This is a genomic window from Scandinavium manionii (assembly GCF_024764775.1).
Taxonomy (GTDB): Bacteria; Pseudomonadota; Gammaproteobacteria; order Enterobacterales; family Enterobacteriaceae; genus Scandinavium; species Scandinavium manionii.
In genome coordinates this window covers 92,367-114,150 of record NZ_JALIGC010000036.1, presented here as the reverse complement: position 1 = coordinate 114,150, position 21,784 = coordinate 92,367, and the positions used below count along the sequence as shown (strand labels likewise).

General features: G+C 54.8%; 14 protein-coding genes, 1 tRNA gene and 1 pseudogene. 2 read left to right on the top strand and 14 right to left on the bottom strand.

Translation table 11 applies throughout. The annotated features are described in order from the left end of the window. Positions 1-43: 43 nt before the first annotated feature. Complete coding sequence (locus MUU51_RS08395) at positions 44-592, bottom strand: DsbA family protein (RefSeq protein WP_159771679.1); 549 nt, start codon at positions 590-592, stop codon at positions 44-46. Positions 593-742: 150 nt separating this feature from the next. On the opposite strand from MUU51_RS08395, the pseudogene MUU51_RS08390 reads away from it, so the two are divergent. Next, positions 743-979, top strand: a pseudogene (locus MUU51_RS08390) (glutathionylspermidine synthase family protein); the annotation flags it as partial. Between the two features lie 113 nt (positions 980-1,092). Here MUU51_RS08390 and MUU51_RS08385 read toward each other — a convergent pair. The 11 genes from MUU51_RS08385 to MUU51_RS08335 all read right to left on the bottom strand — a co-directional run bounded on the left by MUU51_RS08385 (position 1,093) and on the right by MUU51_RS08335 (position 16,592). Then, entirely contained in the window at positions 1,093-3,000 is a 1,908-nt protein-coding gene (locus MUU51_RS08385) for a heavy metal translocating P-type ATPase (RefSeq protein ID WP_159771676.1), read from the bottom strand. Beyond that, complete coding sequence (hflK, locus tag MUU51_RS08380) at positions 2,997-4,058, bottom strand: protease modulator HflK (protein WP_258967582.1); 1,062 nt, start codon at positions 4,056-4,058, stop codon at positions 2,997-2,999. The genes MUU51_RS08385 and hflK (MUU51_RS08380) overlap by 4 nt, the downstream gene beginning before the upstream one ends. After that, positions 4,055-5,056 (bottom strand): protease modulator HflC, encoded by a 1,002-nt coding sequence (hflC, locus tag MUU51_RS08375; protein ID WP_258967581.1) that lies wholly within the window; start codon positions 5,054-5,056, stop codon positions 4,055-4,057. Before hflC ends, hflK (MUU51_RS08380) begins: the two co-directional genes overlap by 4 nt. Further along, positions 5,053-6,951: a protease modulator HflK gene (gene hflK, locus MUU51_RS08370; protein ID WP_258967580.1), complete on the bottom strand. Its 1,899-nt coding sequence runs from the start codon at positions 6,949-6,951 to the stop codon at positions 5,053-5,055. Before hflK (MUU51_RS08370) ends, hflC begins: the two co-directional genes overlap by 4 nt. A gap of 76 nt (positions 6,952-7,027) precedes the next feature. Beyond that, positions 7,028-8,032: an acyltransferase family protein gene (locus MUU51_RS08365; protein WP_258967670.1), complete on the bottom strand. Its 1,005-nt coding sequence runs from the start codon at positions 8,030-8,032 to the stop codon at positions 7,028-7,030. A 20-nt stretch (positions 8,033-8,052) separates the two neighbouring features. Next, on the bottom strand, positions 8,053-8,712 hold the full coding sequence (locus MUU51_RS08360; RefSeq protein WP_258967579.1) for an SGNH/GDSL hydrolase family protein: 660 nt from the start codon (positions 8,710-8,712) through the stop codon (positions 8,053-8,055). Between the two features lie 193 nt (positions 8,713-8,905). Further along, positions 8,906-9,781 carry a DUF4434 family protein gene (locus MUU51_RS08355; protein ID WP_258967578.1) on the bottom strand — a complete coding sequence of 292 codons (876 nt, stop codon included), beginning with the start codon at positions 9,779-9,781 and terminating at the stop codon, positions 8,906-8,908. Then, positions 9,781-12,762 carry a phage receptor gene (locus MUU51_RS08350; RefSeq protein ID WP_258967577.1) on the bottom strand — a complete coding sequence of 994 codons (2,982 nt, stop codon included), beginning with the start codon at positions 12,760-12,762 and terminating at the stop codon, positions 9,781-9,783. The genes MUU51_RS08355 and MUU51_RS08350 overlap by 1 nt, the downstream gene beginning before the upstream one ends. Then, a complete protein-coding gene (gene nfrB / locus MUU51_RS08345) occupies positions 12,759-14,999 on the bottom strand; it encodes a cyclic di-3',5'-guanylate-activated glycosyltransferase NfrB (protein WP_258967576.1) in 2,241 nt (746 codons plus the stop codon). Before nfrB ends, MUU51_RS08350 begins: the two co-directional genes overlap by 4 nt. 59 nt (positions 15,000-15,058) lie before the next feature. Then, on the bottom strand, positions 15,059-16,165 hold the full coding sequence (gene wecB / locus MUU51_RS08340; protein ID WP_258967575.1) for a non-hydrolyzing UDP-N-acetylglucosamine 2-epimerase: 1,107 nt from the start codon (positions 16,163-16,165) through the stop codon (positions 15,059-15,061). Between the two features lie 351 nt (positions 16,166-16,516). Further along, positions 16,517-16,592: transfer RNA gene (locus MUU51_RS08335), tRNA-Phe, on the bottom strand. Positions 16,593-17,130: 538 nt separating this feature from the next. Between MUU51_RS08335 and MUU51_RS08330 the strand changes: the two genes are divergently transcribed. Continuing rightward, positions 17,131-19,266 (top strand): ornithine decarboxylase, encoded by a 2,136-nt coding sequence (locus MUU51_RS08330; protein ID WP_159774013.1) that lies wholly within the window; start codon positions 17,131-17,133, stop codon positions 19,264-19,266. A gap of 28 nt (positions 19,267-19,294) precedes the next feature. Here the strand turns inward: MUU51_RS08330 and MUU51_RS08325 are convergent, their stop codons facing one another. Both MUU51_RS08325 and MUU51_RS08320 read right to left on the bottom strand, forming a co-directional pair. After that, positions 19,295-19,990 carry a response regulator gene (locus MUU51_RS08325; protein ID WP_258967574.1) on the bottom strand — a complete coding sequence of 232 codons (696 nt, stop codon included), beginning with the start codon at positions 19,988-19,990 and terminating at the stop codon, positions 19,295-19,297. Continuing rightward, positions 19,966-21,594, bottom strand: coding sequence for an ATP-binding protein (locus tag MUU51_RS08320; RefSeq protein ID WP_159774009.1), 1,629 nt, complete (start codon positions 21,592-21,594; stop codon positions 19,966-19,968). The genes MUU51_RS08325 and MUU51_RS08320 overlap by 25 nt, the downstream gene beginning before the upstream one ends. Between the last annotated feature and the right edge of the window lie 190 nt (positions 21,595-21,784).

Genomic DNA, 21,784 nt, shown 5'->3' with positions numbered 1-21,784 from the left:
ACTGCCCGGCAAGGCGACATCGCCGCCGGGCACAGGGCTTCGATTAACTCATTATCCGCGCGGCCCACACGGAAATGTCATCCCCGCTGCCCAAATCCGGCTGTACCAGACCATTCACCATAAAGGTTGGCGACACGTGGATGCCGTTCTGACGGGCATATTTGCAATGCCATTTGATGACGGTTTGTAATTCCGGTACCGCAAACGGCTCGCTCACGTTCACACCGCTGTAACGCTCAAGACGTTCAACAATATCCTGCGGCGTGGCCTGCATATTCGGGCCGCTGCAATGGTCGGTGAATTCAAATTCTTCACGATGATCGGCCACCGCCTGTAATACTTTTTTCGCCGCTTCTCTGCCGTCCGGTAAGGTCGACGCCGCCAGAATGTAGCGAACGATCACCCCAGAAAACATGTGCCACGGTTGCGATTGCAGACGAATTTTTACCGTCACGTTATCTTCCCCAACTGCGGCCAGCAGTGCGTCGAGTTTGTTGAACGCCTTTACCGAATAGGGGCAAGTCGGTTCCAGAAAAACCTCGAAAGTCCGTGGACCGTGACCCCATTCCAGTGCCTGTGCCTGTAAGCTCATGTTGACTCCTGATGTTGTGTTGTCGTTTCGATTATCTTATCTGTGAGATGTACGATTAAGCCACTTCTGCCACAGTGTTGGCAATGTGCAGACGACAACAACAACAGGATTTTCGCTAGCCGCCTGCTTCCCTGAACTGGAAAAATTAGGTTGGACGAATCCGATAAAGTGATGAAGGACGATAACCTGCTGGCGCTGTTTAATATCCCGAAAATCCTCTGGCCGCGATGACGACTTTCGTGGCAGCGTCGTCGCCACGACATGATTACCGGGCGCATGGATTTTTGCATGGATGAGCGCGGGCTGAAGGTGTACGACTACAACGCTGACTGCGCGTCGTGTCACACGGAAGGCGGTTTGATTCTGGAGCAGTGGGCCAAAACGGGCTGCTGCGCCCGGAAGTGAGGGTCTTCGAACCGCTGATGGTGGAGAAGGGTGAGTCGTAAACTCGGGATAGTCAGGGGCATGGCGCCCCTGAATGATTTATAGCGGTAAACGAATCACAGCGTTTCATTAAATTGCAGTAAGCGGCCGGTATTCAGTAATACCAGCAGCGTGCTGAGGTTATGCAGTATCGCGGCAATCAATGCCCCGGAGGATCCGAGCAATCCCAGGGCAGCGGCGATAACAATGAGTACCGTCCAGCCCAGCCCGATAATCACATTGACCTGCAACGTGGAACGACACTGCCTGCTCAGCCTCACCGCAGTCGCCAGGCGGCGTAAATCGCTGCCGGTTAACACCACATCTGCCGAAGCCAGGGCGATATCGGCACCGTTGCTGCCCATCGCGATGCCGACGGCACCCGCTTTTAACGCCAGTGCGTCGTTTACCCCGTCACCGACTACCATTGGCCGCCAGCCTTCATTCACCGCCTGATGCACCTTCTGGAGTTTTTCGGCGGGAAGCACTTCGGCGGCCAGTTCACTGATACCGGTCTGTTGGGCCACACGCTGCGCGGCAATCTGTCGATCGCCGGTTAGCAGAAGCTGATGGTCGATACCCAGCATTTTCAGCGTCGCCATTGCCTCGGGAGCTTCAGGACGGAGGGTATCCTCCAGCAGAAACCAGCCGAGAAACACGCCATTTTCTGCAAGGCCGACCACTGGACCGTCATGGCTGGGTAGCGGCGAGGCGCTGACCCGGTAACGCTCAAACAGTTCGCGTCGGCCCAGCAGCGTCTGACCTGCGTCCGTCATGGCAATAACGCCCAGGCCGTGAATTTCCTCCACGTCACTCAGTGGGATCGCTTTATGATTGTGGCGGGCGTCGACCAGCGCCCGGCTGACCGGGTGATTGCTGACGGCACCCAGTGCTGAGGCCAGTTGCAACACGGCCTCGCGCGAGCGTTCGGTAGACTGATTCAGTTCGGCCAGCCGCAATCGGCCCTGGGTCAATGTGCCGGTTTTATCAATAATCAGCGCGTCGACATCGGCCAGCTCCTCCAGAAATGCCGCATTGCGGATCAGGATCCCGTGCCGGGCGGCGACGGCGATCCCCGCCATTGACGTCGCCGGAGCCGATAACACCAGCGCACACGGGCATGCGGCAACCAGTACTGCCAGCATGGCCTGGCTGTTGTAGGTTAAAAACCAGGTGGTAGCGGCAATCAACAGCACCAGGATCAGATAGTGGCCGGCGTAGCGTTCCAGCATCCGTGTTATCGGCGGTTTGGCCTGCTCGGCATCTTTCATCAGGGCGATGACTTTACCCAGCGTCGATTGCTCGCCAGTATGGGTGACTTCGAGGCGCAATAAACCGTTCAGATTCAGTGTACCGCCGAAAACGGCCATCCCCACCGAGACTTCAACCGGCACCGATTCGCCGGTGATCGAGGCGACGTCCAGACTGGCATGACCGGAAAGGATTCGGCCATCGGCAGGGATTTGATCGCCCGCGCGGACCTCAACAATATCCCCAGGTTTAAGATGCTGGCTGCTGATGCTTTCCAGCAAACCATCGGTCCGCACGCGTCTCGCCTGGCTGTGCGTCAGCTTACTCAGGCCGGCAATGGCCTGGCGGGTGCCCATCACGCTGCGCTCTTCAAGGATATGGCCGAAAATCATGATAACCGGCAGTAACGCGGCGGTCATCAGGTCGCCCAGTGCCCATGCGCCGAGCATCGCCAGGACGATCAGCTGGTCAGTGACGCCGTGGAGATCGGGGTGACGTAAACTGTGCCATCCGGCGCGGAACACCGGTACAGCGACCAGCAACCACGCGACGCCCGCCAGAATATCGCTGATTGCTGGCTGCTTTGGTGCCATCGCGCGCCAGAGCAGGCTTAACAACAGCAGCCCGATGGTGACCATTGCCAGCGTGAGCTGGCGCGACATGCGACGCTGTTCAGCCGGAGTTTGCAAGCTGTTGCTAAAGTGAATATGTCCGTGACTACACTGATGGCTCATGGCTGTTTCTCGCTGGCAGGCGGGGTGGTTACTTGCGGCATAAGACCTTGTAAGATCAGACGGCTATCGTCGCCAGGCGCGACGGTAATGACCTGTCCGGCCTGCGCCAGAATTTTGGTGACTTTTTCGCGCCACAGCCGCTGCAACATCCCGCCGTCGGTGCCATCACGCAGGACCTGTGAGAGTTGCAGGATGAGTTGCGTATCGGTGCTGGCTTTGGCCAGCGTTTCCTGGCGGCTGGCTTCTGCCTGCTGGAGAGTGCGGTCCGCCTGTTGCTGCGCTTGCTGAGTGCGCAAGGTGGCGGCGGTGCGCGCCGCAGCAATCGCCTGATCGGCCTGCTGGCTGGCGGTCAGTACCGCATTGAAGGCCGCGACGGCGTTATCCGGCAGTGAGGAAATAATATCGATCCGCTCAATGGTTACCCCCGGATCGTTGCCGCTGGCACGCATTCGCGCGAGGCTTTGTTGCATATTCTGTTTGAAATCGCTGCGCAGACGGAGTCGTTCCTCGGCAGAGTGCTGGTCATTCTGCGGCGTCTCAGGTCGTGCGACCAGGATAGCATCCAGATTGCGTTCCATTGCAACAACGGCTGCCGCCCGCTCGGCGAGGCGGTCGATCAGCGGATCGATATGCGGACGCTGGAGCGCAAAGCGGATGGGATCGCTGACACGCCAGAACACACGTACATCCAGCTGCACAACCCCTTCATCGCCGGTCAGGAGATATCCCGCCCCGGCACCGGCATCACCGTCACGATCCCAGCTGTTGACGAGATCTAATTGTTCGCCGCGGCGCAGCATCAGGACCTCTCGCTCCATAATCCGTTCTGAGGCAGGCACCCGCTCGATGCTGCCGATGGGATGGGGCCAGACAAACAGCAGCCCCGCATTAGCCACGCGAACCGGTTTGCCGAACTGATAGACCACCGCTCGGCTATCGGGCGACACCTGGTGGATGCAGGAGAATAGCCAGACACACGCGGCAATGATGGCCGTGGCATAAAGCGTGAAGAAAGCGATGCGATAAGACTGCCCCCACGGCGTACGGACGGGCATCATGGTTGCGTCTTCTCTTGCGGCTGGCCCGGCTCCTGCACCAGCGTTTTAAACGGGGCAGCATCCGTCCTCAACACCAGACGGGTGCTGGAGTTCACGATCGAACTCAGGGTGTCCAGCGAGCGCAGAAGGTCATAGAGCTGCGGGTCGCTGTGCCAGGCTTTGCCGTATATTCCGGCGGCGTCGCGCTGGGCGTCGGCGGTGATGGCGGCGGCTTTTACCGAGGCATCAGCTTCCAGAATACGGGCGTCGCGATCGGCTTTGGAATGGATTTCCGCCGCCAGCCGTTTGCCTTCAGCCGTGCGTTCGGCGGCGATGGTCTCACGTTCCGCGCGCATCCGGTCAACGGTGGCGTTTAAGGTCACGGCTGGCAGCGTCAGGCGTTCAATGCCGGTCTGGATAACCTCAATGCCATAGCTGTTAAGTAACTGGTTTTTAAGCTGTGACTGAAGCTGCTCTTCCAGTTCGGCAATTTTGACCTTTTTGCCGTCGACGTTAACGATATCCGACAGCGCGTAATTGCTGGCGGTGGTTTCCAGCGCCGAGCCAATAAAGGTGCGGATCTGGCGGGCGGCTTCATCCGGCTGATTTTGTACGGCACGGATGAAACGCAGCACGTCGTCGTTGTCTGATTTTACTTTCCAGATAACCCAGGCTTGCATCAGGACCCGCAGTCCATCCCGGGTGCCGACGTCCTGCAGGCCACTTGAGGTGGAGCGGATGCGTAAATCGACATCAACCGGCGATTCAAAGGGGGCCGGAATTCGCCATGCCAGGCCGGGTGTGAGCAGAACCCGCACCGGATCGCCGAACCGGGTAATGACCGTCGCGCTACCAGCGCGAACTTCCAGCAGACTTGCTGTCAGCACGGCCAGCATCACCAGTAAGGCCGCCACGCCGAAGCGCAGGGCACGTTTTCGTGGTGATGGGGCTTTGGGAAACGTCTGCCTTTTAACCGCATTGGGCGCGTCGTTGGCGGGGGTTATCGCGGTTATCTTCATTTCGTGCTGGCCTTCTGTGGAGCGGTGCTGTCCGTTAACGCGGGAAACTGGCGTAAATCCAGGACGGGTTGGTTCGCGCCCTGGAGGTGAGCGTCGAGAATTAAAAGCGGGGTATGCGCCAGGGTCTGGCTCAGGATTTGGTAGCGTCGTTCAGTGATAAACGCCGCGCCCGCCAGCTGCCATGCCTGCTCTTCCGCCGCGAAGTTGGTCGCTGCGGCCTGAGCCTTCGATAGGTTTTCTGCCACCGTGGCCTGCGCGCTATACATCCCGGTTTGCGCGTTACGTTGCGCTTCGCTGGCCACCGTAGCGGCGTAGCCTTTTTCGCGGGCGATTAACGCGTTACCCGCGATTTGTGCGGCCTGTACGCCATGATATGCATCGGCTGCCCCGGCAGGCGGATGAATCGCTTCGATGCGGGTGAACAGCAATTCCACCCCGGTATTGAGGGCGGTCAGATGCTGCTGGATTTGCTGGCTCAGGGTGGTTGCCAGCGTCGCTCGTTGCTCATCGAGTAATTCATCGAGCTGCTTACTGGCAAATTGGGTCATCAGCACCTGGCGTGCCACGCTGCGTATCAGGCCTGGCAAGTCTTGCGTCTGATACTGACTGTTAAGTGCGTCTTTATCGGTGAGGCCAACGCGCCAGATCAAACGAATGTCAGTATTGACCATCTGGAAGTTCTGGCTGTCCATCGTGGTACTGGCAATCACCTGAGACTGGTCGGTGGCATGGTCGTTATCCCACAGACGCCAGCTGCTCTGCGGCGCAGGTCCTTCCGCGCTGTCGGGTGGCGTTTCCGCTTGACTCACCTGCGTGTTATCACTGAGCTGTAACTCATGTACCGTACCGTTTTCAACGGCGATAACCCGACCAAAGGGCCAGGGTAAGCCGGCGTGCAGACCGGGCTGCAGAATGGCCGTTGGGCGGCCAAATCGTTCATAGATTCCCCGCTGATGTAACGTGATTTCGGTTAATCCGCTGAGTAACCAGCCGAGTGCGGCGATGCCGCAAGTCACCGGCAACAGCTTTTTAGCCATCAGACGGAAGGCCTGGATCTGGCGCAGATCGACGCCAAAACGCTGATGGAATGCGCTCAACAAAAAAACGACCGGTCGCAGCGGCCATTGATACAGCGCGGTCAGCAGACTGCGCGTGAGAAAACGAGGCTCGGACTCCGCGGGAAGAGGGTGCGTCACGGCAGCCAGAGCTCGTAGCAGATACTCAACCGCCATCAGTAGCGGGATGAGGGTCGCCAGCTTAACAGCCCACAGCGCCAGGGCAGGAGAAAGCATCGCGCCGAGCAGGGCCAGCGAAAGTAATATAAAGATGCTGAGCAGGGCGCGGGCAAGACCAATGTGCTCCTGTTGATATTGCCATCCCCGAACGACTTTAAAACTGAGCATTCGCTCAATCAGCAGCAGCGCAAAACACAACAGAATAAAGACGACGCTGACGGTCAAGGGGGGCACATCGCTCGGGTCGACTGGCGTCGTGTCTGCTAAATTTGAGATGGCAAACGCCAGTGCCAGGCCTGCAGTGATCACCGTAGTGGCCAAATGCTGGTGGAAATAATTCAACCAGACGTGAACATTAGGCGGCAATAGCTGACGGCGTGGGCGTGATTGTGCGCCGGGATCAGCAATCAGTTCAGGTTCTGGTGACTGAATGCCTTCGCAGCGGAGTGAATTTTCAACAAAGGCCAGCGCGACAAACGATGCCGACAATAACAAGCGAGTGACTGATAACCATAAACCAGGGCTGGAAAAGAGTTCCAGTAAGGCATAAGCCATGCCAAAGATGACCAAAATACCGAAAAGACAAGCCTGAGTGATGAGCAAACGCTGGCCACGCGGCGTGACTTTAGGCGGTGCCACAGGGGGTGAGGACGGGGTCATAATCCGCTAATTCTCCTGATTGGGTCCAGGACGATTCTCATCGAAAAGCGAAATATTTCGTAATGTTATATTGTTACTATATGTACAATGACAGGTGCGAGATGATGAGGAGGAGTGCTGCCGCCACCGCATTAATGGCTAACAGCAGTAAGACAGAGATGCGTCGCTCTATAAAGAGATAGCTGATAATGCTGATACCAATGGCCGCCGCAATACACAGCGCCATGGACAGGCCGGTTATTTGCCGCTCGAAGAAGTAGGTCGCCCAGACAATAACCGGCCAGTGCCAGAGATACAGGGAATAAGAAATTCGTCCTGCCGGTGAAAGTGTGGCGAGTAGATTGTTTGCCGGGGCATCAGGTATCAGCAGTAATATGGCTGCCGAAAGGCAGGGTATCAGCGCCCATAGCGATGGTGTAGCATCGTTTCCCTGAAACAGAATGCTACAGGCCACAATACTGGTCGTTGCCAGGCAATAGATGAGCGATGATAACCAGGGCGCCAGCAAACGTCGTGCGGGAAGCCAGGCAATAATCCCCCCTATCGCGAACTGCCACAGACGCTCGATAAAACCGTAGTACCCCATTCCCCCATTGAACTGGCCTGCAACCAGGGAACCAACGGCAATGCAGCAGAGTGCCCCCCATCCTTGGCGAGTGATACCCAGAAGCAGTATCAGCAAATAAAACTGCATCTCGACAGAGAGCGACCAGGTATGCAAAAAAGGATACGCCAATGATTGCCCGGCAAAATAACCGACATGATGCGAGGCCCAGAAATTCGAGACGTAAAGCAGTGCCGTCCAGCCATTGTACGCAATATCCTGCCTGTCCATGGGTAATACCCACCACAGTGTAGCGAGCGAAACGACGGTAACCATGCAAAGCAGTGCCGGTAATAACCGCTGTATTCGCCTGGCGACAAATTTCCATGGCGTAAAGGGGGTATTCATTAGCGCAGTTTTGCTCATATAGTAGCCAGATATGACGCAAAAAATATCAACGCCTACAAAACCGCCAGAGAGCCAGCCAGCATGAAAGAATACAACGAGTAAAACGGCCAGGCCACGTAACCCATCAATATCAGCACGGCGAGAAGCGATCAGTTTTTTTCACCTTTCTTCTCAAGGAGGGGCAATGTCGCGTCCACAATATCTGCACCCCATGCTTTATAGCTTTGAGGGGTCAAATGTAATCCATCGACGGTTTTGACGGTGTTACTCTGCATGAGGGAGGTACTGTCAATATAGGTGCAGGGTGTCACGTGTGAACTAAGAAAATCTGAGATGCGTTGGGTTTTTTGCTCAGTTTTCCCGTAGCGAGGAATAAACGTGCCCCACGTTGGCCCGACCCAGATACAACGGGTTTTATTACTGATGGCAGTAGTAAGGGGTTTCATCTCGCTTTCGACCCATTCCGTGGGGAGAGTCTCCGCACTGTAGGCACCGATGGTATCGCCGTACACCACGATCACTGCGGTAGGATCCCACTTTTTTATCAACGTATCGATATCAGGGAAAGGAAATTTTGCGTCGTAAGGATCGACAATTGGGCCGGTCCCTTCTCTTATCGTGCCGCCACAGCCAGTATCGACCGGTCCCTTCAGCCACGCATCAGGAGTGGAGGAGCAAACACCATAGGTAATAACTTTGGCACCCATCTGCTCATAGGTCTCTGGAAGTACAGAAAGTAGTGAACCCTGAAAGGCTACATGACTATCCCCTATGATAAGAAGGGTTACTCCAACCAGTGCTGCTTGCACGCTTTAACTCCTTTTGAAATCAGCATAAAACAGAGACAGACAACTCTCCCCGGAAAAGATCACATTACAAACCACTAATTTACACCTGGGAGGGGGCGTCTACGGCGTGGGCGCGATAACCCTATGATTTTTTTTCATACAGTGGAAGCGTGTCACCCTCACATGCCGTCCATCAGTCCCATGGCCTACATCATCAATTTTCCAGTGTTCCCTTAGCAAGGGGTAAATAGCGTAGTGAGAAATAAATACGGTCTTTATCACAGGCTGTTTTTTGCGTCAGGCGTGCCGTGAGTTCTGTTGATGATAATGCTGTCGCAGTAAACGTTTTGCCCGGTAGGGTCTGAAAGAGCTCGTAGACGATACCCTGTGCAGGTGTCAGAGACTGACAACCCGCGCTGGCATTAAGATAAAGCGCTCTTTCCGGCTTCGTTAGCGTATTCACACCCTCGCCATCCTGAACCCAGACCTGGAGCCCCAATTGATGTATTTCCGCGAGCATACGGCTATAGCTTTCCGGCGTCATATTTCCGGCGAAGAAGCTGCTGATATACACCGGCTTGTTATCTACAGCGGTAAGTTGCGTGCGGGTAGTGCTCAGCCACTGCCGGAGTTGCGCTCTGGCCTCTGGATTACGCCAGTTCAGGTCGTCAATTTCTGCGCTGATATACCAGCCATCGGCATACGCAGACCATTTTTTTGCCTGTTGAATGTCCGCGACGCGCAGGCGATTGAGGTAATTCATCAGGGCGGCGGCAGTTTGTTTCTGGCGCTGAAAAAAGTCAGGATCGGCATGAAGACCAATAATGACATTCAGACCGGCAGCACGTGCGTCTTTTGCCCGCATTTGTAACAGGGTGAGTTCTTTGTCATTGCTGAATGCCTCACCGTAGCGGGTCCATTGCAGCACCAGTGTGTCAAAACCCGTCTGGTGAACGTTTTGCATCAGACTGCGCCATTGCTCTGGTGGAATGCTGTTATCCCGCAGTTGCGGCTGCCAGAAGATGGCATTCATGGCACACGCCAGCGGGCTGAACAGTGCCAGCAGCAGTAAAAAGTGACGTCGTTTCATTACCAGTGAACCCCCACGGTGAAGAACGCGTTATTACGTTCACCCACATCCTGATTGATCGCTTTGAACGTATGCTGATATTCCAGGCCCAGGCTCACTTTATGCGGCCAGGCGTCGTATTGTGTTTGCCCGGTCCAGATATTCCAGCGCACGCCAAGTCCACCAAGTTGAGTTCCTTCTGTATGGCCGTCACGGTATCCATTTATCTGGATATGCGCATAAGGCTCAATGGTTTGATGCTGGCCCACTTTCTGGTGCCAGCTGGTCCGGTAATCAGCGGTCCAGGCCTGAATATCCTGGCGGATGTATTCTGCCGCATCCAGATAAAGGTTTTGGGCAAACCAGCCACTTCCGTTCGGGTGCCATTCATCACTGTACTTGCCATTGTTGAAAAACGAGGCGCTGGCACGCAGCATCGTGTCGGTTTCGCCGTGATGATGGTCAAGAGCAAACTGCTCTTCAACCGCCAGAAAGAGCGTCTGGTCATGCAGTGGCTTCCAGCGAAGCCCTGTGCCGAGCATCGGGTTTTTAACCGGTAGCACGACGCCACTGTCATCGGTACCGGCAAACAGGCGGGTATAGACCGACAACATATCGCCATCGACCAGCATATTGCGGCCAAGACGGTACTCCGCCTCCAGTTGTCCGAAACTGCGATAGCTTTGTGCTGAAGAGGGACCGCTCAGCGGGTTACTGAATGGACTCGCTGCCGCTGAGTTTAAGCCGATGGATGTGTCGAAATTAATTGTCCAGCGACGTCCGATATCTTCATGCAGTCGGCGGACATCATAGCGCTCCTGGTTTTGCGCCGTGGTGAGCGGCGTGACCTCTGAGGCGGCATCCAGCTCATCAACCACCTTGCGGGCATAGAGTTGTGTCTGTGGGATATCACCCAGGCGTTCGTTGACGTACATCAACTGACGAGTGAGCTGAGGATCGTCCGGCGATGTGTTACGCGCTTTTTCCAGCGCATTGCGTGAAGCAGCATAATCGCCATCACTCCATAGCGCATAGCCCAGAGCGGCCTGAACGGAACCGTTATTAGGATCCAGTACCAGCGCCTGACGGAGATCGGCAATGGCTTCTGGCTTCTGGTTAAGTTCCCGGTATAGCGCAGCGCGCGACGTCAGGACGCTCACCGTCGGATCAATCGCGGCAGCCTGATTGAGATCGGCTAAGGCGCGCTCTGGCTGTGCCGGAAGATAGCGCTGGGCATGCAACCACCACCAGTTTTCGCTGTTATCAAGACCGCGCTTGCGTGCCTCATCCACCCAATTATCGCGTGCGGTACGGTCTCCGGCGGACTGAGCTGTATTCGCGGCAGCCATCAAATCGTCGTTGCTCATCTGTGCGACAGGCAGCAACTTCCAGGCTTGCATCGCGGTGACGTAATCCTCTACGGCATACGCCTGATAGGCCACCGCACGGCGTTGATAGATATCCGGCTGGCGTTGTTCTGCCTGTTGTCGGGCATAGAGCGCCATACCGGGAAGCGTGGTGTGATAGCACTCTGCCAGTCGGCTCCAGGTCGCGGCCTCATACTGCGGTGAGAGATCGCCAAGGAGTTTACGCGTGGCCTGACAGTCGGTGTTAACTCCCGGAAGCTGACTCTGGATCTGCCGCAGTGAAGCGCTTGAGAGCGGGGTGCTCAGACGTGCACGTTGTGACTGGGTGGCGAGATCAGGATAACGCAGCAACAGCCCGGCCAGGCGGATAACCAGTTTCTCCGCTTCTGCAGATGCGGCCCCAAAGGGATAACGCGCCAGCAGCAGAGATGCCGCCTTGCGGGATTGACCATTCTGCATCAGCTGCCAGCTGTAGTTATCAAGCAGAGAGATATTGCCGGGCGCGCGTTGATACATGAGCCCAGCCAGTCGTGCACTTTCCGCACGATTGTGGGTGATGGTGCTCAAGGTATAACGTTCAGACAGCATCTGATCTTCAGGCAGTGCATCCAGCAGTTTTTGTGCCTGCTCGTACTGTCCTGCTTTCATCGCCGCAGGGAAGGTGGCACCGGTGACATAGCGCTGGTTAGCCGTAAATTGCGGCGTGTACTGCTGTAACGTCTGCTCAGGGTCTTTACTGTAGCGGGAGATAAGATAGAGCCAGTTCTGCTCCTGTGTTGCCGTGTCAAAACGCGGTTGATTATCGGCAAGGTAGCGCTGTAATTCGGTATTTTCACCGCGTGTGGCCAGCGTACTGGCAAAAGCCAGTTGCTGCCCGGCCTTGGCAAATATGCCCTGCGACTGGAGTGTGCGGATACGGTTATCGAGCTGACCGGCAAGTAAAACATCGAACCACTGTTGCTGTTCTTCGGCGCTCAGGGTGTGCTGTTCGTTTTTCCGACTGAAGATAGCATCTGCTGTCTGCCACGCTTTCAGATAGATGGCCCGCTGGAGAATACTATTCTCCAGCGCCTCTCCATCGGGAGTACCGGCGAATGCCGCATCATTAAGCTGTGCCAGCGCAATATCGAGTTGTTTCAGCTTCAGCGCATTTTGCCCTGTTTCGCTGCGACACTCCGCGGTGGGCGCCGTATCGCAACGCTTCTGCTGCGCCAGAAGTTGTTCAACGGTGGTGACTGGCTGTATTTTCCGTGGGATCGCAGCCAGTTGCTGTTGCAGACGTGGGTCATTCGGATGGTGTTTTAGCTGTTCCTGCAACACCTGCCGGGCCTGATTGTCATGACCAAAATGGCGGTAGGCTTCCGCCAGATAAAGGGTCAGCGCAACGTTATCGGGCGCTTGCTGATGGATATGACGGAACTCCTGAAGGGCTGTTTTTTCGTCGTTATCCTTTTGCGCACGTAACGCTTTTTCCAGATGCGGATAAATAACAAAGTGACGATAGTCGCTTAATCCGAGCGCTTTCGCGCTGGTGTCTGCTACGCCATCCTGCGCAAATGTGCTGGCACTGAGCAGTGAGGCGACCAGCACGCTGACCACGCAGGGTGAGAATCGACGAGTATTTTCCCTGCTCATGCGTGCTCCTGCTCTTGTTGCTGCTGAAGTTCTTCCAGTTGCAGGTCGGTGAAACCGGCGTTTTTCAGCAGTTCCGGCATGGAGAGCTGAAGCTCCTGCTGTAACTGGAGAACCTGATTCAGGGTTGCCTGGGTCACGACACCTTCATCCACCAAAAATTCGCCCAGGGGTTTCTCGCTACGTTCATGACGAAGCAGTAACGCATTCATGGACGAGTTGTTGATGTGGCCGAGGGAGGTCAGCACTTCTGCAAATAACAGCTGGCGCGGTACATATTGCTGCCACAGGGCGTCAGCCTGCTGAGGCGTGAGCCAGCCTTTCGCTACCGCAGAGCGCAGAAGTTCACGGCTGTCCTTGCCACGATGACGGGCATACCAGTACCGCAGCCCTGTCACAACCTGCCCACGTGGAACGATGACATATTTTACTGCGCAGCGCATTTTACGCTCCAGAGCCGAGAGGGAGACCGGGTCGATCCCCTCCTCGCTGGCGACGATCAGCACATTTTCTTCGAAACGGAGTGGCAAGACGGCATAACGCAGGGCGATGGCCGCAGGCATGTTTTCGATAAGCGTGCTGTCTATCTCCCAGGCATCGATCGACTCCATCTTCACGCCACTTTGCTCTGCAAGCGCGACCGCGAGCTGTTCCGCGGTTATGAGTCCCTGGTGCATCAGTGATCCCCCAAGACGCAGGCCGATAACGCGATGCGTCAGCGCAAACTCCAGCTGCTCAGCGGTGATCACCTGATGTTCCAGCAGGATCTGACCTAAAGGTCGCAGCGCGCGGTTTTCACCGGTCACACTCGGAAAATCATGGGTGGTTTTATCCCAGGCGACACGGCGTGGGTCGCCGTGCTGAATGACCTGGCGCAGGGCTCGCCAGTTGGCCATAAAGTTGATCAGGTTGCCCCAGAACAGGCGCAGCACTGACAGTAACCCTTGCGTGAGGCCGTAATAGACCGTCACGAAGATAATTCGCTGCAGTATACGGTTGACCATCAACGCAAAGTTCATCCACAGCAGCGTCACCAGCCAGGGGCCGCCGGTAAATATCGACAAAAATTGCCATGCGTCCGGCCAGACACGCTGATAGATAAGCAGCAGAACCAGCTGAATCATGATAATCATCGCAAAGAAGCTCAGAAAGTTACTGATGGCTCCTTTACGGTCGCGCCAGAGAAAATAGTTGAGCGTCGGGCTTTTGGTCCAGCGATGAGTTTTGAATCCCTGAAAGACAATACCGATAATCCAGCGAGATTTCTGGCGCATCGCGGTGGTAAAGGTATCCGGAAAATATTCCCGTACGCAGATAACAGAAGAGGAGCGCGCGCGTTGCAAAAATTTGCGTGAGCGTCTGGCTTCGGCATCCACGACTGGAAAACGCACGAAAACTTCCGTCATGCCTTTGGCTTTTAAACGAAAACCAATGTCGTAATCTTCTGTCAGACTCTGTACATCGAAGGCGATACCGTCACCATCAGCCAGCAGAGCCATGACCGCCCGGCGACTGAAGCAGGTCCCGACACCTGCGCTGGGCACCTGTCCGGCGATGGCTTCGCGTACAGGCACATCCTTGCCATGCAATTCGGCGAACTCATCAATATAGGACATGCTTGTGAAATGGTGCCATTTACGTTCAAAGGGATACACCGGGATCTGAATGAGATCTTTGCGGTCAACCAGATAGTTAAACAGGCGCAGTTCCATGGGCGAAATAACATCTTCGGCATCGTGCAGAATGAAACCAGCAAAGGTGAAATTCGCACTGCGCTCGAACTGAGTGATGGCGTCAAGAATGTTATTCAGGCAGTCGGCTTTGCTGGTTGGCCCTGGACGTGCGCACACCACTTTATGCACGTTCGGGAAACGGGCACAAACCTCATCAACATCGCGCTGCGTATCAGGATCGTTAGGGTAGGTACCAACAAAAATATGGTAATTCTCATAGTCGAGCGTCATGGCTGCCAGTTCAGCCATATTGCCGATTACCCCGGTTTCGTTCCATGCGGGTACCATAATGGCGAGCGGTTTTTCATCGGGCTTATACAGTGCCTGGTAGTCCATATGCTGGTGACGACGATAAACTGTAACTGCCCGCACAGCACGACGAAACCAGTAGACGATATCGATGATTAAGTCATCCAGTCCACTGATTAACATCATTATTGCCAGAGTAATGGCAACCACCTTGAGTCCATAAAGGTAGGCTGAAAAAACATCCACAAACCAGCTCATTATTTCACCAGAGATTATTAGTTATAATTTACAGAAACATAAGCCTAAAGCATAAGTTGCTATAGATGGAAAAAGTCTTTTACCGCCCGGACTATTTTCATACTTGCCTGACCATCACCGTAGGGAGATGTACCAATAACCATCTTCTTGTATTCATTGGGGTTATCAAGCAGAGTTGAGACGTGATCAATGATGTCCTGTTCATCTGTACCAGCCAGACGCGTTGCACCGACCGCCAGCGCTGCGGTGCGCTCCGTTTCCTGACGAAGTACCAGAACAGGTTTACCCAATGCCGGGGCTTCCTCCTGAACACCGCCGGAATCCGTCAGGATGAGATGCGCCTGTTTCATCGCGCTGACAAATTGCTCATAGCCCAGCGGATTAATTAATTTAATGCGGTCATTTTCAGCAAGGATGCCGTAGACCGTTTCCCGTACATGCGGGTTCGGATGCACCGGGAACACAATACAAACATCATCATATTTAGCGATGATACTACGTAGTGCGTTACAGATATTCTTCAGCGGTTCACCAAAGTTTTCCCGCCGATGTGAGGTCACCAGAATCATTCGACTGTTTTCCGGTAACGTAAAGCCGGGTTCAACATCTTGCTTTGCTGTCTCAAGTAATGCATCGATGACTGTATTGCCCGTCATGACGATTTTACAGGCGTCTATTCCTTCACGAATCAGGTTGTCCTGAGCTAAGGTCGTCGGGGCAAAGTGAAGCGCTGCCAGATGCCCGGCAAGGATACGGTTTCCTTCTTCAGGAAAAGGGGAATACAAATCGCGACTGCGTAAACCAGCCTCGACATGAGCAAACGGTGTTTTGCGGTAAAACGCGGCCAGAGCGGCGGTAAAGACCGTCGTGGTGTCCCCCTGAGCGATAACCATATCGGGGTTGAAACTTTCCAGAACAGCATCAATACCGGTAATTAATTTTGCCGTGAGCTCCGGTAATGTCTGGTTAGGGGTCATCACATCTAAATCATAATCATAAGCAATGCCAAACAGGCTAAAAACCTGATCCAGCAGATGTCGGTGCTGTGCAGTGGCAAGCACACGGACCTCGAAGGCGTCGTCATTTCTCAGCGCCATGATGACGGGCGCCATTTTTATCGCTTCAGGGCGGGTACCTACGATACACAACAGCTTCGTTTTGTTCATCTTTGCCTTATAGAAAAATGTGGATACAAGTCTTTTGTTAAATTTTAAACAAAAAATGGAGAATGTGTGAGCAGTTCATTTATGTAAAAAAAAACTTGAGAATCAATTTGTTGTTTCATTGTATGGGGGCGGGGTCAGCCCATAAATGACTCTGAGGTGTCTGTTATAAACCCGTGGCGATTCAGAATTTGGTGCCTGGACTCGGACTAACGCCGAAGGCGTTGAACAGCGCGCTTGTCGCGCTGGCCCCGAAGGGGTGAGCCGCCTGCGGCGAATAATCGAACGGAGTTAGACGGAGAGTCCGTACCCCAGAAAGCAAAAAACCCGCCATAGGCGGGTTCTTTAAATGAGTGGTGCCCGGACTCGGAATCGAACCAAGGACACGGGGATTTTCAATCCCCTGCTCTACCGACTGAGCTATCCGGGCAACGGGGCGCATTAAACTAAATTCGACACGCGTCGTCAACGAAATTTATGTGTTTCGCGACGGACTGCGCAATCTCTCACCATTCGCGACCGCTGATGCTCTTTCAGTTACTGCAATGGTGTCAGTGTTTTATGCATTAATATTGAATTCATATGGTTTTTTGTGACTGCTTATATGGTGATGAGTCGGGTTTTGTGCATAAAAATTTCATCTTGCTCCCCTGTGAGAAAGGTGTAATTATTGCGCGAATTTTCTCCTTTCAACCCTGGGAGCAGCGGAATGTTTATCCTCGAACAACATTGCCTTATCCACTTCGCGCTCATGCGAAGTTGCTCCCTTATCCTCGCAGAACCTTCTATGCTCACCATGCGGTGAGGGAAACGCACGCTCACTGCAGGACAACAGTAAAATCAGATCTCGTCTGCTTTTACTGATGTCTGGCGGTCGGAGCTGGTCACCAGTCGGACCCTGACAGTTTATGGGCACGGTCAATACCGTGTCCGGGCCTTTTACTCTCCCGATTTGGGTAGTCGCGCTTATGAAATCTTTGCACATTGCCGCCAGCCGCGAGCTGGTCACTCGTCTTTCCAGTCACCGCAGCGTGGTGGCGCTGGACAGTACCGATTTTACCGACGTGGCGGCAGTCGTCATCACCGTGGCAGACAGCCGCAGCGGCATTCTCACGTTGCTAAAGCGCACCGGTTTTCAGCTACCGGTGTTCCTGTTTTCTGAAGAACCCGTGGATGCGCCGGAGGGCGTTGATGCCGTTATCGGCGGCAGCGTTCAGCAGTGGCTGGAGCTTGAAACCGCCGCCATGCGTTATGAAGAGAATCTTCTGCCGCCGTTCTTCGACACGCTGACGCAGTACGTCGAAATGGGCAACAGCACCTTCGCCTGTCCAGGCCATCAGCACGGTGAGTTCTTTAAAAAGCACCCGGCCGGTCGCCAGTTCTATGACTTTTTTGGCGAGAACCTTTTCCGCGCCGATATGTGCAACGCCGACGTCAAATTGGGTGATTTGCTGATCCACGAAGGGGCGGCCAAACGTGCGCAGAAATTCGCGGCGAAAGTGTTTAATGCCGATAAAACCTGGTTTGTGCTGAACGGCACGTCGGCGGCGAATAAGGTGGTGACCAATGCGTTGCTGACCCGTGGCGACCTGGTGCTGTTCGACCGCAATAACCACAAATCGAACCACCACGGCGCGCTGTTCCAGGCTGGGGCCACGCCTGTGTATCTTGAAGCGGCACGCAACCCGTTTGGCTTTATCGGCGGCATTGATGAGCACTGTTTTGACGATAAATACCTGCGCGAGCGGGTTCGTGAAGTGGCCCCGGAAAAGGCGGACGACGCGCGTCCGTTCCGCCTGGCGGTGATCCAGCTCGGCACGTATGACGGCACCATTTATAACGCCCGTCAGGTGGTCGATAAAATTGGGCATCTGTGCGACTACATTCTGTTTGATTCCGCGTGGGTCGGTTATGAGCAGTTCATTCCGATGATGGCCGACTGTTCGCCGTTGCTGTTGGAGCTGAACGAAAACGATCCGGGCATTTTTGTCACCCAGTCGGTACATAAGCAGCAGGCGGGCTTCTCGCAGACTTCGCAAATCCATAAGAAAGACAATCACATTCGCGGCCAGGCGCGTTTTTGCCCGTATAAACGCCTGAACAACGCCTATATGCTGCATGCGTCAACCAGCCCGTTCTATCCGCTGTTTGCGGCGCTGGACGTGAACGCCAAAATTCACGAGGGCGAAAGCGGTCGCCGCCTGTGGGCGGAATGTGTGGCGCTGGGAATTGAGGCGCGCAAAGCCATTATCGCCAACTGCAAGATGATCAAACCGTTTATTCCGCCGACGGTGGCGGGCCGCCCATGGCAGGATCACCCGACGGAAGCCATTGCTCGCGAACGTCGTTTCTTTAGCTTTGGGCCGGGCGAGGAGTGGCACGGGTTTGAGGGCTACGCGCAGGATCAGTATTTCGTCGATCCGTGCAAGCTGCTACTGACCACGCCGGGGATCGATGCTCACACCGGTAAATATGCGGCGTTCGGTATTCCGGCGACGATCCTTGCGCACTATCTGCGTGAAAACGGCATCGTGCCGGAGAAGTGCGATCTGAATTCGATCCTGTTCCTGCTGACGCCCGCCGAAAGCACCGCAAAGTTGGCGCAGCTGGTGGCGATGCTCGGCCAGTTCGAACAGCACATTGAAGACGATACGCCGCTGGCCGATGTGCTGCCAACGATTTACAGCAAGTATCCGGTGCGTTATCGCGATTATACGATCCGTGAACTGTGCCAGGAGATGCATGATCTGTACGTCAGCTTTGACGTGAAGGATTTGCAAAAGGCGATGTTCCGCAAAGAGAGTTTCCCGGCGGTGGTGATGAATCCGCAGGATGCCAATATCGAATTTATCCGCGGCAACGTCGAGCTGGTGCGTCTCAGCGAAGCGGAAGGGCGCATCGCTGCGGAAGGCGCGCTGCCGTATCCGCCGGGCGTGCTGTGTGTGGTGCCTGGCGAAATCTGGGGCGGCGCGGTGCAGCGTTATTTCCTGGCGCTGGAAGAGGGGGTCAATATGCTGCCAGGCTTCTCGCCGGAGTTGCAGGGCGTGTACAGCGAAAAAGATGCCGATGGCATCAAGCGGCTGTACGGCTACGTGCTGAAGTAGTGTTTTTTGCGGGCCGGGCGCGGAGAGGTTAGCTCTCGTGCGCCCGGCGATACAGCCGCCGAGGGTGGCCGATTTTACCGTACAGTATTTCCACTTTGAGCAAACCCGCCTCGACGCTGTGTTCCAGATAACGTCGGGTCGTGGTTTTGCTTAACCCCGTTTCCGTCACGACGTCATCCACGGAAAAAAAACGTTCAGGCTCTTCCTGAAACAGCGCTTTCACGCGTTCCAGCGTCTTCTCCTCAATGCCTTTACTGCCGTTATCGAGCCGATAGTTTTTCGCCTGGAGCTGATACAGCGAATCGACGTTTTGCTGATCGACAATCTTCCATACCCGCTGCTGTTCGTGAAACTGCACAAACCGCTCCAGCGACTGGCTGAGGCGCTTCCAGGAAACGGGCTTGAGAATGTAATCAAACGCACCATTACGAATTGCCTGGCTACAGGTGTCCATATCGCTGGCAGCGGTGACAAAGATCACCGAACAGTTGGCGAGGTTCAGATTCGGGGTATTCAGCAGCGTGATGCCTTTGCCGTCGGGCAGATAGTTATCCAGCAGCACCAGCTGCGGATGTTTTTCGTTGAGCAGCGTTTGCGCCTCGGCTAACGACGAGGCAATGCCGACCAGCCGCAGCCGCGGGTGTTTGCGGATAAGCTCCGCGTGCAGGGCCGCGAGCTCGCTTTCATCTTCTACAATCGCTACATCAATAATGTCGTGTTGCATGATTCTTCTCTTCCTGGTTGAAGCACAGGGATAAACACGGAGAAAATGGTTCCGCTCGGTTCGTTGTCGGCTACTTCGATAGTGCCGCCGGCCTGGGTCACGTAGCTGTCGATAAGGTACAGCCCGATGCCGTGGTCGCCGCGGGTTTTGGTGGTGACGCCCCGCTCAAAAATGTGATCACGGAGTTCCGGGACAATGCCGATGCCGCGGTCGGCCACTTCAATAATGAGCTCCCGCTCGTTTAAGCGAATCAGGACTTCGACCGGCGCGTGCGGCAGTGCGGCGCGCTGGGTGGCTTCGATCGCGTTATCGAGCAGGTTCCCGATGATGGAAATCACTTCCGCCTCCGGTAGCGTCGGGAAGGGCTTATCCATGCCGCAGCCGGGGTCAAGCTGCAACTCGACGCCCTTCTCCCGCGCCCTGGCCGCTTTACCGAGCAGCAGGCCGCAAATCGTCGGCGAGCTGAAGCGCGCGGAAAGGAAATCGAGCAATTCCTGGGCATGTTCCGACTGTGCCTGAATAAAGCGGATCGCCTCGTCGTAATGGCCCATATGCAGCAAACCGGAGAGGGTGGTCATTTTGTTGAGCTGTTCGTGACGCATAATGCGCAGGTTATCGACATAGCGTTTCACCTGGCTGAGCTGCGCGCTGAGTGAGTCAATGTCATTGCGGTCGCGGAAGGTAATCACCCAGCCCTGTAACGCGTTTTCGAGCATGATCCTGACCCGGCTGGCGAGCACCCGGCTTTGGTTAAAATGGCACATTTCATCGTGCGTATCGTTAGCCAGCATCACTGCGGGATCGAAGAACGGAACCGGCGCAATCACCTCGCCAATCGGCAAGCCGCGCAGCCGTCGCGCGGGCTGGCTGAGGTTCAGTAATTTACGCGCCGCCTGATTAATAACCTCAATATGGCCGTCTTTATCAATGGCGATCACCCCTTCAAAAATGGATTCCATCATCGCTTTTTGCTGACGTACCAGCAGGCCGATTTCCCGTGGTTCGAGCGAGAAAATCTGTTTTTTGATGCTACGGGTGAAGAACCACGAAAAGACAAAGAGTGCGATAAGCAGCAGAACGGCGGCAATCAGAATATTGACCATTTTGCTGACAGTAACATCGTCGAGATAGCTGGTGAGATAGCCTACCGACACGATGCCCACCACCATACCGTCATCATCCAGAATGGGAACTTTGCTGCGCAGTGAAATGCCGAGCCCGCCTTTGCGGATGGTGATAGTGCTTTTGCCCGCCAGTACTTCCTGATTGTCACCCCCGACCAGCTTCGTGCCGACGCGATCGATAAAAACAGAGTGGAATAAATGGCGGGCGTGGTTATCGCCAATCACAATAAAACTGGCATCACTGTGCGCCGCCAGTTTTTGCATGAAGTTGTGAATGGCGGGGATATTTTTATTGGCAACGTCCTGGCGCAGGGTGGGAATAAGGGCAATTTCTTCGGCCTGTATTTTCGCTCTAATGCTCATTTCCTGATACAACTGACGGCCCATGTCGACATAATAATATCCGCCGAGCAGGGCGAATAGCACAGAGAAAAAGGCCACCAGGGATATAAACAGTTTTATCTGGAAAGACAGCTTCATTACCATCACACGCACTCACAAAAATAGTTTTTACTGTATCACCAAAACCCGCCATTACGCCGCTTTTCAGCGAAACTTGTGATCGTTTGCACAGCCGCTTCTCTGAGGCATTTCGCAATAATTAAAACCATAAAAACCACACAAAATAATAAGGTGTAGATCACGTTCAATAATTAAAACCATTAACACC